Origin of the sequence: Nitratireductor mangrovi (assembly GCF_007922615.2) — a bacterium.
GTDB classification, from domain to species: Bacteria; Pseudomonadota; Alphaproteobacteria; order Rhizobiales; family Rhizobiaceae; genus Mangrovimarina; species Mangrovimarina mangrovi.
In genome coordinates this window covers 4,472,089-4,487,987 of the sequence record NZ_CP042301.2, presented here as the reverse complement: position 1 = coordinate 4,487,987, position 15,899 = coordinate 4,472,089, and the positions used below count along the sequence as shown (strand labels likewise).

The following is a 15,899-nucleotide window of genomic DNA, read 5'->3' as shown; positions in this document are numbered from 1 at the left end:
GATGCGGGACGGAGGCCGGCAAGTGGTTGGAATCTGGCCGGGTGGATGCCGGTCCGAGCGAAGCGGCTCTACCCGGACCGGGGCCGAGCCACAATAGTGGCAGGGCAAGCCTTTTCTTGATGCACGCGACTCCCTAGCTTGTTGAACATGGCGCTGTCGATCGTTCACCATCCCGACTACGATGCGAAGTTCCCCGCCCATCACCGCTTTCCGATGGGCAAATACCGCTTCCTGATGGATGCGCTCGAGCGGCGCGGACTGGTGGCCGAGGGAAACCTGCATGTTCCCGAGCCGATCGGCGCCGATCTTCTGACGCTGGCGCACGAGCCACTCTATGTCGAGCAGGTGCTGACCTGTACCGTGCCTGCGAAGATCGAGAAGGAAATCGGCTTCCCGGTCGGCGAGCGGGTGGCGCGGCGCGCGCATCTCGCCACCTCGGGCACCCTGCTGGCGGCGCGGCTGGCGCTGGCGCGCGGCCTCGCCTGCAACACCGCCGGCGGCTCGCATCATGCGCGCCGCGCCCAGGGCGCCGGCTTCTGCACCTTCAACGATGTCGGCGTGGCCGCCTCTGCGCTGCTGGCCGAGAACGCGGTCCGCCGTATCCTGGTCATCGACCTCGACGTGCATCAGGGCGACGGCACCGCCGACATCTTCGCGACCGAGCCGCGCGTCTTCACCTTCTCCATGCACGCGGAGAAGAACTATCCGGTGCGCAAGATCCCGTCGGACCTCGATATCGCACTGCCTGAAGGCACCGGCGACGGCGCCTATCTGGACAAGCTTGCCGCCATCCTGCCGCTGCTTTACGACTACGGGCGGCCGGACATCGTGTTCTACAATGCCGGGGTCGACCCGCATGAAGGCGACCGGCTGGGCAAGCTGGCGCTGAGCGACAAGGGGCTGCGGCAGCGTGACAGAATGGTGATCGGCCATTTCCGCGGCGAGGGCATCCCCGTCTGCGGCGTCATCGGCGGCGGCTATTCGATGGACGTGCCCGAACTTGCGGAACGGCACGCGACGCTCTTCGAGGTGGCGGCCGAGTTCGCCGGGGAAGGCGTGCCCGAAACTACCGCCTGAGGCTCAATATCCTCAGAACGATGAAGGCGGGGATGACGACGGCGGCGCCGAGGGCGAGATATTCGCCGAAGCGGCCGAGCGCGGCAAAGCCCATGTTCCAGATGTCGAGCACCATCTCGCGCAGCGCGTACCAGACGTCCAGCGGCGACCAGCCGAAGGCATTCATGACGATGCCGACCAGGAAGGAGACGACGGCGAGCTTGACGACGACGCGCAGCGGGCTGTCGCCGAGAAAGCGGGTTATCGATCCAGACACGCTCGGGCCTCGCCTTGCTCGTGAAATGAAGCCTGGCACATAGAATGAGACGGCGGCGCCTTCAAGGCGCGGCCCGTCAGGGCTTGATGCGTCCGGCGATCAGCCGCGCCAGCGGCGGCCCGAACAGGAGCACGATCACGAAGCGCGCCATCTGCAGCGTCATGACGAAAGAGAGGTCGACGTCGCGCGAGGCGGCGGCGATGATGGCAATGGAATCCATGCCGCCGGGACTGGTGGCGAGAAAGGCAGTGAGCGGATCAACGCCGAGGACCGGCGCCATCACGGCGCCGATGGCCGCGCAAAAGGCAATCAGCAGCAGGATCGCCAGCACGACCTGCGGCAGGGCGCGCGCCGCGTGGACGAGGATCGGCCGGGTGAATTTAAGCCCGATGGTCCAGCCGACGATCGTGTAGCTGAGGGCAAGCAGCCATTCGGGCAGTTGCAGAGCCACCAGCCCCGAAAGTTGCAAAGCGGCACCGAGCAGGATCGGCGTCAGGAGCGCGCCACCGGGCAGCCGCAGCGCCTTGCCGCCGAAAGCTCCGACGAGGGCGATCGCGAGGGTCGCCGGAAAGTCGGGCCAGGCAAGCGGCGGGAACCACTCGATCGCCGGGACTGGAGCGCCGGTCGTGTCGACGAAAAAGCGCGCCAGCAGGGCCGCCGACAGCGAGACGAAGATGACGCGCAGATATTGCATGAAGGCGACCAGCCGCGCGTCGGCGCCGAAGGCGTCGGCCATCACCACCATCGCCGACGCCGCGCCGGGCGCGGAACCCCAGACCGCCGTGGTGCCCGGCAGGGCGCCCCAGCGGCTGACCATCGCGCCAAGGAGCCCGGAGGCGGCGAGCGTGGCGAGGACGACGCCCAGGAACAGCGGCCAGCGCGCGACGAAAGCGGCAAGCATCTCCGGCGCCAGCGCGGTGGCGACCAGGCAGCCGACCACGCCCTGCGCGGCGAGATAGGCGGTCGGGGGAACGCGAACGGTGGCGCCGTTGGTCCCGCAGACGACCGCCGCGATCATCGGGCCAATCAGCAGCGCAGCAGGCAGGCCGGCAAGCTCCAGCACGCCGGCAAGGCAGACCGACAGCACGAGGAGCGCCGCCCATTGCAGGGCGGGCTGCCAGGCGCTGATGGGCGGTTCGGGCTCTATCTGCTTCTGCATGGGCCGGGAGTTCGAAGAAACTGGGCCTGTTATGCGTTGGCGCTGGGCCGTTGCCAATGGCCGCGGCGAGCAAAAGGTTCTCGCCGATCGTTGCACCCTTAGCGGGCGCCCCGCATAAGAGAGAGATCGCAAAGGATCGAGGAAGAGCACAGGATCATGCTGTCACGCTGGGGTTGGCTTCTGCTCCAGATCACGCGAAGGCTCTGGTTCAGGGCCACGCTGATCTCTCTGCTCGCGGTTGCTGCCGCGCTGGTGTCGCTGGTCGTCTCCCCGTTCATCCCCGAAGGCCTCGCGGAGCGGCTCGGCGCGGACTCGGTGGAGAATATCCTCGACATCATCGCCTCCAGCATGCTGGCGGTGACCATCTTCTCGCTGAGCACTGTGGTCGCCGCCTACGCCGCGGCAACAACCAACGTGACGCCGCGCGCGACGCGGCTGTTGATGGCAGACACGACGACCCAGAACGTTCTCGGCACCTTCGTAGGCTCGTTCCTGTTCAGCCTCGTCGCCATCATTACGCTGTCGATGGGCGCCTATGGCGAACGCGGGCGCGCGGTACTCTTCGCCGTCACCCTGTTCGTGGTCATCCTGATCGTGGTGACCCTGCTTCGCTGGATCGACTACCTGCTGCGTCTCGGCCGCGTGGGCGACACGACCCGGCAGGTCGAACAGGCGACGATGAAGGCCGTGCGTGACCGCAAACGGTTGCCATGGCTGGGCGGACAGCCGCTCGAGTCTACGAAGGCGATGCCGGTCGGCAAGGCCGTCTTCCCCGAACGCGTCGGGTATGTTCAGCATATCGACATGCGCGCCCTGTCGGAAATCGCGGAGGCCGCCGGCAGCGACCTCGTCGTCGAGGCCCTTCCCGGCACCTTTGTCGATCCTGGGCGGCCGATCGCCCGTTTCGACCACAACGGCAGCGACGGGCAGCTGGCCGCGATCCGTGCGGCGTTCACGGTCGGAGAAGAACGCTCCTACGACCAGGATCCGCGCTTCGGCCTGGCCGTGCTGGCGGAGATCGCCTCACGGGCGCTGTCGCCGGCGCTCAACGATCCCGGCACGGCAATCGACGTCATCGGCCGTGCCGTGCGCATCCTCTCGGTGTGGGCCGAGGCCGACGAACCGGAGGAACCTACCTTTCCGCGCGTCCGCGTGCCGTCGCTCTCCATGGCCGACATGTACGACGACATCTTCGCGCCGATCGCGCGCGACGGGGTCGGGCTGGCCGAGATCCAGATCCGCCTGCAGAAGGCGTTCGCGGCACTGGCGCGGGCAGGCGACGGCCGCTGCCGAGAAGAGGCCGTGCGGCGCTCTGTTCTGGCGCTGCAGCGGGCCGAGGCCGGGCTTTCCTTCGAACCGGACCTTGAGCGGGTCAGGGAAGCCGCGAGAGCGGTGAACCCGGCGCATTCGCCCGCGGCGTGATTATGCCGGCTCAGACGATCGCCTGGTAGGCGCCTGTCCAGAAGTCGGTGTAGGTCGGCGGCGGCGCCGGCGAATCCATCATGCGCTGGGTGAGCAGGATTCCGGCAAGTCCCTCGGTCGGGTCGGCATAGGCCGAGGTGCCATAGCCGCCGTCCCAGCCGAAGCGACCGGGATTCATCCACAGATTGTCGCGGGCGAGCGCCACCGCCATGCCGAGACCCCAGCCGGAATTGCCATTGAGAAACATGGCTGCGTGCGGTCCGGCCTTCTGTGCCGGCGAAAGCTGGTCCGTGGTCATCAGCGCCACCGAGGCGCGCGACAGGATACGCTTGCCGTCAAGACTGCCGCCGGCAAGCAGCATGCGCTGGAAGGCGAGATAGTCGTCGGCCGTGGTGACGAGGCCGCCGGCGCCCGATTCGAAGACCGGCGGCCGCGGGAATCTGCTGCCGGGATCGTCGTGGACAATGAGCCGCCCGGTCGCATGGTCGTTGCGGTAGAGCGTGACCAGTCGATCCCGCTTGGCGGCAGGGACGAAGAAGCCGGTGTCCTTCATGCCGAGCGGAGCGAACATCCTTTCGCGCATGAAGTCGCCAAGCGACTGCCCGCTCGCCCGGGCGATCAGGATGCCGGCAACGTCGAGACCGTTGTTGTAGAGCCATTCCTCGCCCGGCTGGGCGGCGAGCGGCAAGGCGCCGAGGGCTGCCATGTAGGCATCGTTGTCGAGCGCCGGCAGCTCGAAGCCCGGCGCGACGCCGGCCTCGGCCATGGCGTGCTGGATCGGATGCTGCGGCGGCCAGACCATGATCGCGCCAAGGCCAAGACGTTGGGTGAGCAGGTCGCGCAAGGTGATCGGACGGTTGGCCGGTACGGTGTCGTCGAGGCCGCTTGCGATCGACCTCAAGACCTTGCGGCCGGAGAGTTCGGGTAGGAAGGGGTCGACGGGATCGTCGAGACGCAGCCGACCTTCCTCGACCAGGATCATGGCGGCGGCCGCCGTCACCGGCTTGGTGATCGAGGCGCCGCGAAAGATGGAATCACGCCGCATCGGCGCGCCCCCGAAAGCCTGGTGGCCGAGCGTTTCGAGATGCAGCTCGCCCTTGCGCCATATGGCCGCGACGAGGCCGGGCACGAAGCCGCTTTCGACATGGCGGGCGAGCATGTCGCGCAGGTGAGGCAGTCGTTCGGGATGAAAGGCGGCGCCGGCGACGGCCATGGCAGCCTCGTCCGGAAGGGGGCCGCCCTCCCGAGGGGCGGTTGCGCGCAGCGGGCCGATTGCTTCTTTTTTGCAACTGGTTTCTTAATAAGACCATTGATTGCAGAATGCAAGCGGTTTTGTCCCGGCCTGAGGGCCAGGGACGACGCAAACCGACGAGGTCCGCCGCTCAGCCGAGCGCGATCAGGGGACGGAATTCCTTCATGTCGTCGAAGACGCAAAACTCGGGCGGACCGAGTTCGAGCGTCGGCGCGGCCTCGACGATCCGGCGGGTGATCTCCGCAAGCGCTGGACGGTAGGCCGCACCCGCATCGGCCGGCAGCCAGGCCGTCTGGTAGGCGAGCGTGACGTGGAAGACGTATTCGTCATGGTCGGGATGGCGGTAGTCGAACAGCGCCGTGAGACGGTCGCGCCAACCCCGGATCGCCTTCTCGTCGGCGTCGGTGGCGCCGGCGACGACCAGGCCCAGCGGGGTCATCTGAACCGGCCGCATGCGAAAGGACGGCGCGGGCGGGAGGCCCCGCAGGCGCGCCGCGAACCATTCGGTCGTGTCATCGATCGGCATGTCGGCGGAAAGCCCGGCCGGCCAGTAGTCCGGCCCGCGGCGACCCTCGATCGTGCCCTGGAACACCGTCATGTGGTAGCTCGACGGCGGCGTGCAGGTGAAGCGGTCACCATGGGGGAGCGCCTTCAGCGCATCCCGCGCGGCCAGCAAGGCTGCCGCCGTCGCCGAACCCGCCACGACATGGCAGACGATGGTGTTGCCGGGCTCGGGCAGGAAGCGGCCCTCGACGTCATAACGAGTGCCGAGGTGGCGCGGCGGGGCCTCCTTGCCGATCTCGGTGAAATGACACTCGAAAGCGTCAGTCGTTTCGTAGCTCATGCGCGTATTCTCTCCTGCCTGGTCCGTCGTGATCTATAGCCGGCGCTTGACGGTTGCGTGACCGTGGGCGGGGTTGCCGCTTGCGGGGCCGTCGCGCGGGACGCCTTTCCTGGCGGGCTTCCGGCACTTCCGACCGTTGGACCAAAAGCTGTTGCGCGTGACCTGCTTCGCGGCTATTGAAACCGTCATGAACATGTCGATCGCACAGGCTTGGTGGTGGCGCTGCTGAAAGCGGCCCGATCAACTGCGCGTACGCGACAAATGATGGCCGCTTCGGGAGTACCGGGCGGCCTTTTTGATATGCCGGGCTTCCGACGAACCGAAGGGAAACGGAAATGACGTTGGAAGTCCTCGATGACGGCGCCGAGCGCTATGGCACCCAAGGCGGCCTCACCATAACCAGACGCCGCAGCGACACCGGCTATGCCGGCGCGATAGAGCCCTATCTCGACGGGCTCGACAGCCGCCGCGGCTGCGTCTTTTCCTCCAACTACGAATATCCCGGGCGCTATACCCGCTGGGATACGGCGATGATCGACCCGCCGCTGGCGATCTCGGCGCGCGGCCGGAAGATGACGGTCGAAGCCTTCAACGCGCGCGGCGAGGCGATCCTGCCGGCGATCCTGGCCGTGATCGACGGACTGGACGAGGCCAGCGTCGACGAACGGGGCCCACGTTCGGCGACGATCACGGTCGCCGAACCCAAGGGCGTTCTCTCGGAGGAGGAGCGCTCCAGGGTACCTTCGGTCTTCACCGTGCTGCGCGCCGTGGTGGGCCTCTTCCGCAGCGAGCACGATCCCGATCTCGGCCTGTTCGGCGCTTTCGGCTACGACCTCGCCTTCCAGTTCGACCCGGTCGACTACCGGCTGGAGCGGCCCGAAAGCCAGCGCGACCTGGTGCTCTACCTTCCCGACGAGATCCTGGTCGTCGACCATCATGCGGCGCGGGCGTGGATCGACCGCTACGATTATGCCGGCGACGGCTTTACGACCGAAGGCCTGCCGCGCGACAGCGTCGCCGAAGAGTTCAGGCTTTCGGACAGGGTGCCGCCGCGCGGCGACCACGAGCCGGGCGAATATGCGAGGCTGGTGACCAAGGCGATCGAGAGCTTCCGGCGCGGCGACCTGTTCGAGGTGGTGCCCGGCCAGATGTTCTACGAGCGCTGCGAGACGGCGCCATCGGCGATCTCGCGCCGGCTGAAGGAGATCAATCCGTCGCCCTATTCCTTCTTCATCAATCTCGGCGACCAGGAATATCTGATCGGCGCGTCGCCGGAGATGTTCGTGCGCGTCAACGGCAGGCGGGTCGAAACCTGCCCGATCTCCGGCACGATCAAGCGCGGCGAGGACGCGATCTCGGATTCGGAGCAGATCCTGAAGCTGCTCAACTCGAAGAAGGACGAGGCGGAACTGACCATGTGTTCCGACGTCGACCGCAACGACAAGAGCCGCGTGTGCGAGCCGGGTTCGGTGCGGGTCATCGGCCGGCGCCAGATCGAGATGTATTCGCGCCTGATTCACACGGTCGACCATATCGAAGGCCGGCTGCGCGAGGGCATGGACGCCTTCGACGCCTTCCTGAGCCACGCCTGGGCGGTCACCGTCACCGGAGCGCCCAAGCTGTGGGCGATGCGCTTCATCGAGAAGCACGAGCGCAGCCCGCGCGCCTGGTATGGCGGCGCGATCGGCATGGTACATTTCAACGGCGACATGAACACCGGACTGACGCTGCGCACCATCCGCATCAAGGACGGGATCGCGGAAGTGCGCGCCGGCGCGACGCTGCTCTATGACAGCATGCCGGAGGAGGAAGAAGCCGAGACCGAACTCAAGGCCGCCGCGATGCTTTCGGCCATCCGCGACGCGGGAACGAAGAACGATGGCGGGGTGGAGCGGCAGAGCGCGCGAGTGGGCGAAGGGATCGACATCCTTCTGGTCGACCACGAGGATTCCTTCGTGCACACGCTCGCCAATTATTTCCGCCAGACCGGCGCGCGCGTGACCACGGTGCGTACGCCTGTCGCCGAGGAGGTGTTCGACCGGCTTGCACCCGACCTGGTCGTGCTTTCGCCGGGGCCGGGCAGCCCGGCCGATTTCGACTGCAAGGCAACGATCGACAAGGCGCGCCGGCGGCAACTGCCGATCTTCGGGGTGTGCCTCGGCCTGCAGGCGCTGACCGAGGCCTATGGCGGAGAGTTGCGACAATTGCACATCCCGATGCACGGCAAGCCGTCGCGCATCCGCGTCAACCGGCCCGGCATCGTGTTTTCGGGCCTGCCGAAAGAGGTGACGGTCGGGCGCTATCATTCGATCTTCGCCGACGCGGTGCGGCTGCCGGACGATTTCACCGTGACCGCAGAAACGGACGATGGCGTGGTGATGGCCATCGAACATCGGTCGGAGCCGGTGGCCGCCGTCCAGTTCCATCCCGAATCGATCATGTCGCTCGGGCAGAATGCCGGCATGCGCATGATCGAGAACGTGGTGGCGCATCTGCCCCGGAGGGCGAAGGAAAAGGCGGCGTGAGGATCGCCCTTGCATTCTCGCCCCTCAAAGGGAACTGAACGCGTGCGATGACCGCCAAGGAAAAAATCCGCTGGCTGGCCTTCTGGTCGATCTTCGTCGCGCTGGCGGTGATGGCGATGAAATTCGTCGCCTGGCGCATGACCGGGTCGGTAGCGCTTTATTCCGATGCGCTCGAATCGATCGTCAACGTGATCGCCGCCGGCGCGGCGTATTACGCCATCCGGCTCAGCCACAAGCCCGCCGACGCCGACCATCCGCACGGCCACCACAAGGCGGAGTATTTCTCCGCCGTGCTCGAAGGCGTGCTGATCGTTTTGGCGAGCCTGCTGATCTTCGGCGAAGCCTGGTCGGCGCTGCGCACTCCGCGAACGCTCGAAGAGCCGCTGGCAGGGCTCGCCATCAACGGCCTGGCAACCGTGGTCAACGCGGCGTGGGCAACGCTGCTGATCCGCACCGGGCAAGCGGCTCGCTCGCCGGCATTGCAGGCCGACGGCCGCCACATCATGACCGACGTGGTGACCTCGGTCGGCGTGATTGCCGGCCTCATCATCTCGATCCTGACCGGCTGGCGCGTGCTCGACCCGCTGCTGGCGCTGATCGTGGCGATGAACATCCTGTGGCAGGGCTGGAAGGTGATCGGCCAGTCGGTGCAGGGGCTGATGGACGTTGCCGCCGACCCGGAACTGACGCTGAAGATCCGCGACGTCATCTCGGCCAATTCCGGCGGCGCGCTCGAGGTTCACGACCTGAAGACCCGGATCGCCGGGCGCGCCACCTTCATTGAGTTCCACCTTGTCGTCGACAGCGCGATGACGGTGGGCGACGCACACCAGATCTGCGACCGCATCGAGGCGGCACTCAAGGCGGAGGTGCCTTCCGTGCGCGTCATCATCCATGTCGAGCCCGACGACGAGGCCAAGCTGCCGAAAGGCACCAGCGCGGTGCCGTTCGCCTGACGGCTGCCGCGGCGGCCACTTCTGCCTCGTTGTTGCGCGCAGGGCCGCGCTTTCCGGGACCAGCGCCACCTGAATCAACCTGTGGTTCCTTGACCTCGATCGGTATGTTCTTGTTTTGTTCTGTCATGACAAGAGCGATCGACACCACCGGAGCGGCTGCGCGCCACAACATGCTGTTGCGGGTGGAGTGCCTGATTTGCGGCCATGTCGGCCACCACAGGGCGCAAGTGGTGGCGCAGGCGGTCGGCTATGGCTGCCCGCTCGACAACCTGCCTTTCGTGTGTTCGCGCTGCCGCAGCCGCAAGGTGCGCACGGCACCGCAGGAATTTCATCCCGACAGGCCGCCCAAGGTCACCGTCTGGGTGCCGATGCAACTCAGGCGATAACACCGCCAGCAGCTTCGCCGTCTCCCCCGATTTGCCACGAAATGGTCACGGAACCGGGCAGCGAGAGCAGCGTTGTGGCGCCGAGGGACGTCATCAACCGAAAGGAATGAAAAATGATGCGCAAACTGCTTCTTGCTTCGGCGGCCGTATCGGCACTGACCATTGGTTTTGCCCAGGCCCAGGAATCGCCGGTCAAGCAGCCGGCCACCGACCGGGCCGATGACCAGATCACCACGCAGAGCACCAACGACAACGTCGACACCGGCGTCGCCGTCGGCGGCACCGCGGGTGCGGTCACCGGTGCGGTGATCGGCGGTCCGGTCGGCGCGGTGATCGGCGGCTTTGCCGGCGCCATGCTGGGCACCGCGGCAGCGGTTCCGCAGCCGGCGGTCGACTATGTGGTCGCCAACCCGGTCGAGCCGGTGATCATCGAAGGCCAGATCAGCGAAGGCACGGCGCTGCCGGAGACGGCGACCATCCAGCCGATCCCGGAATATCCGGACCTGGGCTATGTCTATGTCGACGGACGCCCGGTGATCGTGAAGGCCGACAGCCGCGTCGTGGTCTTTTCGCCCGGCTACCTCGTACCCGACGAGACGGTGGCTTACGTGAAGGCCAATCCGGTCGACCCGGTGACCGGGGCCAGCCTGGCACTCGGCGCCACCGTGCCGGCAGAGGTGCAGCTGATCGAGATTCCGAGCGATCCGGCCTACGCCTACGTCTACACGGACGCCGGCCCGGTGCTGGTCAACACGTCCAGCCGCACCGTGGTGTGGGTACAGGGCGGCTGATCAGGCCCGCCTAAACAGGAAGGCCCGGCAGGCAACTGCCGGGCCTTTTTGCCGTCCTGGCAAGCCCGGGCGGCCTAGAAAAGCCCCTCGATATAGCCGGCGTCATTGAGGAAGATCTTCTCCGAGGACGGCTGTTTGGGCAGGCCGGGCATGGTCATGATCTCACCGCAGATGGCGACGATGAAGCCTGCCCCGGCGGCCAGCCGCACCTCGCGTACCGGCACGACATGGTCGACCGGCGCCCCGCGCAGATTGGGGTCGGTCGAGAACGAATATTGGGTCTTGGCCATGCAGACGGGCAGGTTGCCATAGCCGGCCTGTTCCCACTGGTGGAGCTGGTCGCGCACAGCCTTGTCGGCGATCGCCTCGGAGCCGCGATAGACACGGCGCACGATGGTGTTGATCTTCTCGAACAGCGGCATCTCGTCGGCGTAAAGCGGCGAGAACTGCGCCGAACCGCTCTCCGCCAGCGCGACCACGCGCTCGGCCAGTTCCACCGTGCCTTCCGAACCCTTGGCCCAGTGCATGCACACGATCGCTTCGGCGCCCATCGAGCGGACATAGGCCTTGACCGCCTCGATCTCGGCGTCGGTGTCCGAGATAAAGTGGTTGATCGCCACGACGGCCGGCACGCCGAACTGCTTCACGTTTTCGATGTGGCGGCCGAGATTGGCGCAGCCCTTCTTCACCGCGGCCACGTTTTCGGCGCCGAGGTCGTCCTTCTTGACGCCGCCGTTCATCTTGATGGCCCGGATGGTGGCGACGATGACGGCGGCGGCCGGCTTGAGCCCGGCCTTGCGGCACTTGATGTCGAAGAACTTCTCGGCGCCGAGATCGGCGCCGAAGCCAGCCTCGGTGACCACATAGTCGGCAAGCTTCAGGGCCGTCGTGGTCGCCACGACCGAGTTGCAGCCATGGGCGATGTTGGCGAAGGGGCCGCCATGGACGAAGGCCGGGTTGTTCTCGAGCGTCTGCACCAGATTGGGCGCCATCGCATCCTTCAGAAGCACGGCCATGGCGCCGTCGGCCTTGATGTCGCGCGCGTAGACCGCGCTCTTGTCGCGCCGGTAGCCAATGATGATGTCGCCGAGGCGGCGCTCCAGATCCTTGAGGTCGCTGGCCAGGCACAGGATCGCCATCACCTCGGAGGCGACGGTGATGTCGAAGCCGGCCTCACGCGGGAAGCCGTTTGTCACACCGCCGAGCGAACAGACGATCTGCCGAAGCGCGCGGTCGTTCATGTCCATCACCCGCCGCCAGGCGACGCGGCGTGTATCGATCTCGAGCGCATTGCCCCAGTAGATATGGTTGTCGATCATCGCCGACAGCAGGTTGTGGGCCGACGTGATGGCGTGGAAATCGCCTGTGAAGTGGAGGTTGATGTCCTCCATCGGAACGATCTGCGCATAACCGCCGCCGGCGGCGCCGCCCTTGACGCCGAAGCAGGGGCCGAGCGAAGGCTCGCGCAGGCACACCATCGCCTTCTTGCCGATACGGTTGAGACCGTCGCCCAGGCCGACCGTGGTCGTCGTCTTGCCCTCGCCGGCCGGCGTCGGGTTGATGGCGGTGACGAGGATCAGCTTGCCGTCCTCGTTGTTCTGCACCGAACTGATGAACTCTGCCGAAATCTTCGCCTTGTCGTGACCGTAGGGGAGCAGGTGCTCGGACGGGATGCCGAGCTTGGCGCCAATCTCCTGGATCGGTTTCTTGGACGCCGCGCGCGCGATTTCGATGTCGGATTTCACTGCAGCCATGTATACAATCTCCCCTCCGGATCGACACGGATTTAGCCATAGATCGGCAATTCATCTAGCGCCATTCGCCAAGGATGTATACCTGATGGCGTGCCGAGCGCGCGTGCTTCGCAATCTCCGCTGCGGGCGAATAAAGCGAAGCGCACGGTAGAGCGCCATCCTGAAACTGCCGCGCAATGCGCGAAATGCGACAGGGTCGCGAACCGGTTGCTCTCTTCACCTCAGAACAAGGCGGAACAACCGGCCGCTACAGGGCGTTCGTCCGGTTGATCACGTCCGAAAGGGAGCAGGCGATGAACATCTATCGATTGACACCGATTGCCGCGGCCGACGATCCCAACTGGGACCTCGGACCGTCGCAAGGGATTGTCGTGGTACGCGCCGAATCCGCAGCCGACGCGCGCATCGTCGCCAGCGAGGCCGAGGACGATTTCCTGGAAACCGACGGCAAACCCTCGCACGGCGCCTCGACCCGGTTCGCAAGCGCGTTCCGCGACAACAAGCGCTACAGCGTCAGCGAGATGTCCAACAGTCCGCACCCTGCCGACGGGCCGCGCGAAGTGCTGGAAGGCGACATCGGTCCGGCGATCATGCGAGGCGATGCCGCCAGCCGGCATGGACCCGACTAGCTGCTTCCTCGCATTGCGCCCTTGTTCAGATCCTTGCGCGCACGTTCGTCCTTGTCGAGCTTCCTGAAACTCTCCACGACGCCGTCGGTCTGCTTCTTCGCATCAGGAGCCGCATGCCGTTCATTGCGGACGTTTTCCTGATCATCGCCCTGCAGATCGTTCCGGCCCATCTTCTCTTGGGCGAGGTCGGTTTCGGTAAGGCGGGCCTTGCTCGTGCGTTTCTCTGTCATCGCATTCTCCCTTCTCAGGGAGAACGTGAATGACGTGGCCGCGTTCCCTCGGCAGCGACCTGCGCCGCCTCAGCGGTCCAGGACGTCGCGTATCTCGGTCAGGTTGGTGCGCACGCGCAGGACGTAAAAGCCCATGGTGGCAAGGTGGGTCGGCATGATCCAGCCTGCCTCGCGCCCGTTGGAAATGATGAACGGACGCACGGCCAGAGCAGCCGTGAACTGATCGTCGAGCCGGTTCCAGAGCGGGGTCAGGCCGCGCGACTTGATGATGGGATCGAAATCGGCGCGCGCAGCTTCCATGATTCCGTAATAGCCGTAGAGCTGACCATAGGCGAACCAGAAACGGTCATCGGCGCGGGTGTCGAACCAGCCGCGATTGTAGTTCTCGGAGCGCTCGCGCAGGATGTCGGAGGTGGAGCCGATGTCGTTGGCGATCCTGTCGATGAAAGTCAGGAGATTGTCTGCGCGGCCGTCGAAGGTCGCGTTGCAGCTGCCGAGCCGGTCATTGAAGATGCCGAGATCGCGGATCGCCGAACGGTAGAAGGACGGCGACGGCGTCTTCGGCCCGAACGGGTTGAGCCCGAAATACCAGGTTTCCTCATCGAACTGCATGTTGCCGCGCGCGTCCTGCAGGTTCTGGTCGACCTGCGAGGTGCCGCGGACGCGGCCCAGCGTGTCGACGAGTTCGACCGTGGTGCGCCGCACCGCCTGGTTGATGCCGCGCTGGAAAGAGGCCTGGTTGTCGAGGAAGGGCGTGTCGTCCCAGTCCAGCCCGAACAGGCCGAGCTTGTAGAGCAGCATCGACGAAATCCACGCATTCTCGTTGACATTGTAGTCGATCAGGTCGGCGGTGACGTCGGCGATCGCGGAACGCGTGCAGGTGCCGGCCGAGCCGGCGACTTCCTCGCCCGCCGCGCTGTTGCGCCCGTCGAGCGCATAAGCATCGACGTAGTCGGGATCAAAATTGTTCCAGCTCTGGGTGTTCCAGATGAAATAGGCGTAGAAGGCGAACAGCACCAGCAGGCCGATGCCGATCGGCCCCTTGATCAGCCACCCGCGGCGCGCATACCAGCGACTCGCGGCCAGGAAAGGCCACAAGATCCAGGCGATGACGAGGCCGATGCCACGGCCGATCCACTGAAAGATGCGGGTGAAGAATGCAACGATCGGATCCAGCATGTGCCCTGTAACCTCTTTCAGTCCTTCAGCCCGTAGAGCTTTGCGCGGAACTCGGCCTTGTCACGCAGGTAGGTGGATTTGAGCGTCTCCACAACGTGATGGCGCCAGTTGCCGCTCATGTCCTCGTAGTCGCGGTAAAAACCCTGCTTGTTGAAGACATAGCGCGAAACGAAGTCCTCGGGCACGAAATCCGAGATCAGCCGGTTGGTGAGCCATGCGTCGGGATGGCCCGGCTTGGCCCGCACGACCAGGAAGCGCCGTTCGGACGGAACCTCGTCGAGGTCGATCTGGCCGGTCTGGGCCGCCTCCCGCTTGGCAGCGTTGAGGAAGGGAAAGGTTCCGTCGCGGCGGATGAGGTCGGCGTGGCGATGGATCCAGGTCTGGAGCCAGACCTTGTCGACCCTGGTCAGGTCGGTGTCGGGCTCCTCGGCGCGGATCAGCTTTCGCACCGCCATCTCGGCGCGGTGCTCGAGATAGCCGGAACGGCCGAGCCAGGATTCGCGCGGCAGGTCGAGCCGACCCGAATCGAGCAGGAAGCGGAAGACCCGGTCATGATCGCGGCTCGACAGGTAGCTGACCTGCCAGGGCCGAGAGCGGCGATAGCCGGGTGCGTCCGGGTCTGAGATCACGGTGGTCACGTCGGGATCGACAAAGACGTAGAGCCCGCCGAAATGGCTGGTCCAGAAGGCGTTGTGGCGGAAGATCACCTGGTCGGGCACCAGTGCGTTTTCGCGGATGTCGCCGGTCACCGTGGCAAGCTCGACCATGCGCTTGAGCAAGGCATCGTCGCGCCAGGCGTCCGGATCCTGCTTCAGCCGGTCGGCCAGGCGGCCAAGCTCGGCTGCCTTGCCGAGCACGTCCTCGGCCGACAGCACCCGGAACTCGACCTGGTTGATGGAAAGCAGGTCCTCGATATCCTCGACCTTGGCGACCGTGTCCTCGATCTCGCCGTAGATGACGTCCTTGATGGTCAGCGCGTCGATCGCCCGGCGATTGCGGGTGAAGAACTCGTACATGAGTTGAGAGGTGTTGGAGAACGCGGTGTGGACCACCGGCAGTTCGGCCTGCTGCGGCGACAGGATGATGAAACGGCGGTTGACCTCGTTGGGATCAAGGTAGTGGTTGTCGCCGAGTTCCTCGGCGATCTGCGGAGAAAAGCCGGTGCGGTCGATTTCGAAGGCATCGAGCTCGCTCGGCTTGAGGCCGAAGGCGGCCAGCGCCTTGTTGTAACGCGCCACGAGGTGCGGCTCCTCGACCCGCATCAGCCGCCCGTAGATCAGTTCATTTTCGCGCAGGAGGTCCATGAACCGAAGATGAAATCCGATGCGTTGCCACGTATTTGCCCGACCAACCAAGAACGGACGATGATTGCGGCAGAGCACGATCAGCGCGATCTACGAGGGCGGACACGAACTCGTAAACGTTCGCGGAACGCTTCT

The 15,899-nt window shown here is 65.7% G+C and carries 15 protein-coding genes; 7 read left to right on the top strand and 8 right to left on the bottom strand.

Translation table 11 applies throughout. The annotated features are described in order from the left end of the window. The first annotated feature begins 147 nt into the window (after nt 1–147). A complete protein-coding gene (locus FQ775_RS22045) occupies nt 148–1,077 on the top strand; it encodes a histone deacetylase family protein (protein WP_146299338.1) in 930 nt (309 codons plus the stop codon). Here FQ775_RS22045 and FQ775_RS22040 read toward each other — a convergent pair. After that, complete coding sequence (locus FQ775_RS22040) at nt 1,067–1,333, bottom strand: DUF6460 domain-containing protein (RefSeq protein WP_146299339.1); 267 nt, start codon at nt 1,331–1,333, stop codon at nt 1,067–1,069. The two genes, FQ775_RS22045 and FQ775_RS22040, sit on opposite strands and share 11 nt — an antisense overlap. Nucleotides 1,334–1,409: 76 nt before the next feature. After that, nucleotides 1,410–2,492, bottom strand: coding sequence for an AbrB family transcriptional regulator (locus FQ775_RS22035; protein ID WP_146299340.1), 1,083 nt, complete (start codon nt 2,490–2,492; stop codon nt 1,410–1,412). A 156-nt stretch (nt 2,493–2,648) separates the two neighbouring features. Here FQ775_RS22035 and FQ775_RS22030 point away from each other — a divergent pair, with 156 nt between their 5' ends. Beyond that, nucleotides 2,649–3,914 carry a DUF2254 domain-containing protein gene (locus FQ775_RS22030; protein ID WP_146299341.1) on the top strand — a complete coding sequence of 422 codons (1,266 nt, stop codon included), beginning with the start codon at nt 2,649–2,651 and terminating at the stop codon, nt 3,912–3,914. A gap of 10 nt (nt 3,915–3,924) precedes the next feature. Here the strand turns inward: FQ775_RS22030 and FQ775_RS22025 are convergent, their stop codons facing one another. Both FQ775_RS22025 and FQ775_RS22020 read right to left on the bottom strand, forming a co-directional pair. Continuing rightward, entirely contained in the window at nt 3,925–5,127 is a 1,203-nt protein-coding gene (locus FQ775_RS22025; RefSeq protein WP_146299342.1) for a serine hydrolase domain-containing protein, read from the bottom strand. Between the two features lie 169 nt (nt 5,128–5,296). Next, the gene (locus tag FQ775_RS22020) at nt 5,297–6,010 is read right to left on the bottom strand and encodes a DUF1868 domain-containing protein (protein ID WP_146299343.1); all 714 of its coding nucleotides are present in this window, start codon (nt 6,008–6,010) and stop codon (nt 5,297–5,299) included. Between the two features lie 335 nt (nt 6,011–6,345). Here FQ775_RS22020 and FQ775_RS22015 point away from each other — a divergent pair, with 335 nt between their 5' ends. From FQ775_RS22015 to FQ775_RS22000, 4 genes are all read left to right on the top strand, one after another. Beyond that, nucleotides 6,346–8,535, top strand: a complete 2,190-nt coding sequence (locus tag FQ775_RS22015) for an anthranilate synthase (protein WP_146299344.1) — start codon at nt 6,346–6,348, stop codon at nt 8,533–8,535. Between the two features lie 47 nt (nt 8,536–8,582). After that, on the top strand, nt 8,583–9,491 hold the full coding sequence (locus FQ775_RS22010; protein ID WP_146299345.1) for a cation diffusion facilitator family transporter: 909 nt from the start codon (nt 8,583–8,585) through the stop codon (nt 9,489–9,491). Between the two features lie 125 nt (nt 9,492–9,616). Further along, nucleotides 9,617–9,877 (top strand): hypothetical protein, encoded by a 261-nt coding sequence (locus FQ775_RS22005; protein ID WP_146299346.1) that lies wholly within the window; start codon nt 9,617–9,619, stop codon nt 9,875–9,877. A gap of 113 nt (nt 9,878–9,990) precedes the next feature. Then, a complete protein-coding gene (locus FQ775_RS22000) occupies nt 9,991–10,668 on the top strand; it encodes a DUF1236 domain-containing protein (protein WP_146299347.1) in 678 nt (225 codons plus the stop codon). A gap of 74 nt (nt 10,669–10,742) precedes the next feature. Here FQ775_RS22000 and FQ775_RS21995 read toward each other — a convergent pair whose 3' ends face one another. Continuing rightward, nucleotides 10,743–12,422, bottom strand: a complete 1,680-nt coding sequence (locus tag FQ775_RS21995) for a formate--tetrahydrofolate ligase (protein WP_146299348.1) — start codon at nt 12,420–12,422, stop codon at nt 10,743–10,745. A gap of 293 nt (nt 12,423–12,715) precedes the next feature. Between FQ775_RS21995 and FQ775_RS21990 the strand changes: the two genes are divergently transcribed. Continuing rightward, a complete protein-coding gene (locus FQ775_RS21990) occupies nt 12,716–13,051 on the top strand; it encodes a hypothetical protein (protein WP_146299349.1) in 336 nt (111 codons plus the stop codon). Here FQ775_RS21990 and FQ775_RS21985 read toward each other — a convergent pair. From FQ775_RS21985 to FQ775_RS21975, 3 genes are all read right to left on the bottom strand, one after another. Next, a complete protein-coding gene (locus FQ775_RS21985; protein WP_146299350.1) occupies nt 13,048–13,281 on the bottom strand; it encodes a hypothetical protein in 234 nt (77 codons plus the stop codon). The genes FQ775_RS21990 and FQ775_RS21985 overlap by 4 nt on opposite strands. 69 nt (nt 13,282–13,350) lie before the next feature. Beyond that, on the bottom strand, nt 13,351–14,460 hold the full coding sequence (locus FQ775_RS21980; protein ID WP_146299351.1) for a DUF2333 family protein: 1,110 nt from the start codon (nt 14,458–14,460) through the stop codon (nt 13,351–13,353). Nucleotides 14,461–14,477: 17 nt separating this feature from the next. Further along, complete coding sequence (locus FQ775_RS21975) at nt 14,478–15,764, bottom strand: DUF6638 family protein (protein WP_146299352.1); 1,287 nt, start codon at nt 15,762–15,764, stop codon at nt 14,478–14,480. Between the last annotated feature and the right edge of the window lie 135 nt (nt 15,765–15,899).

Coding starts and splice junctions, on each gene's coding strand:
- FQ775_RS21990 (WP_146299349.1), top strand. CDS start 12,716: ATGAACATCTATCGATTGACACCGATTGCCGCGGCCGACGATCCCAAC.
- FQ775_RS22010 (WP_146299345.1), top strand. CDS start 8,583: ATGACCGCCAAGGAAAAAATCCGCTGGCTGGCCTTCTGGTCGATCTTC.
- FQ775_RS22020 (WP_146299343.1), bottom strand. CDS start 6,010: ATGAGCTACGAAACGACTGACGCTTTCGAGTGTCATTTCACCGAGATC.
- FQ775_RS21980 (WP_146299351.1), bottom strand. CDS start 14,460: ATGCTGGATCCGATCGTTGCATTCTTCACCCGCATCTTTCAGTGGATC.
- FQ775_RS22035 (WP_146299340.1), bottom strand. CDS start 2,492: ATGCAGAAGCAGATAGAGCCCGAACCGCCCATCAGCGCCTGGCAGCCC.
- FQ775_RS22045 (WP_146299338.1), top strand. CDS start 148: ATGGCGCTGTCGATCGTTCACCATCCCGACTACGATGCGAAGTTCCCC.
- FQ775_RS21975 (WP_146299352.1), bottom strand. CDS start 15,764: ATGGACCTCCTGCGCGAAAATGAACTGATCTACGGGCGGCTGATGCGG.
- FQ775_RS22015 (WP_146299344.1), top strand. CDS start 6,346: ATGACGTTGGAAGTCCTCGATGACGGCGCCGAGCGCTATGGCACCCAA.
- FQ775_RS22025 (WP_146299342.1), bottom strand. CDS start 5,127: ATGGCCGTCGCCGGCGCCGCCTTTCATCCCGAACGACTGCCTCACCTG.
- FQ775_RS21985 (WP_146299350.1), bottom strand. CDS start 13,281: ATGACAGAGAAACGCACGAGCAAGGCCCGCCTTACCGAAACCGACCTC.
- FQ775_RS21995 (WP_146299348.1), bottom strand. CDS start 12,422: ATGGCTGCAGTGAAATCCGACATCGAAATCGCGCGCGCGGCGTCCAAG.
- FQ775_RS22005 (WP_146299346.1), top strand. CDS start 9,617: ATGACAAGAGCGATCGACACCACCGGAGCGGCTGCGCGCCACAACATG.
- FQ775_RS22030 (WP_146299341.1), top strand. CDS start 2,649: ATGCTGTCACGCTGGGGTTGGCTTCTGCTCCAGATCACGCGAAGGCTC.
- FQ775_RS22000 (WP_146299347.1), top strand. CDS start 9,991: ATGATGCGCAAACTGCTTCTTGCTTCGGCGGCCGTATCGGCACTGACC.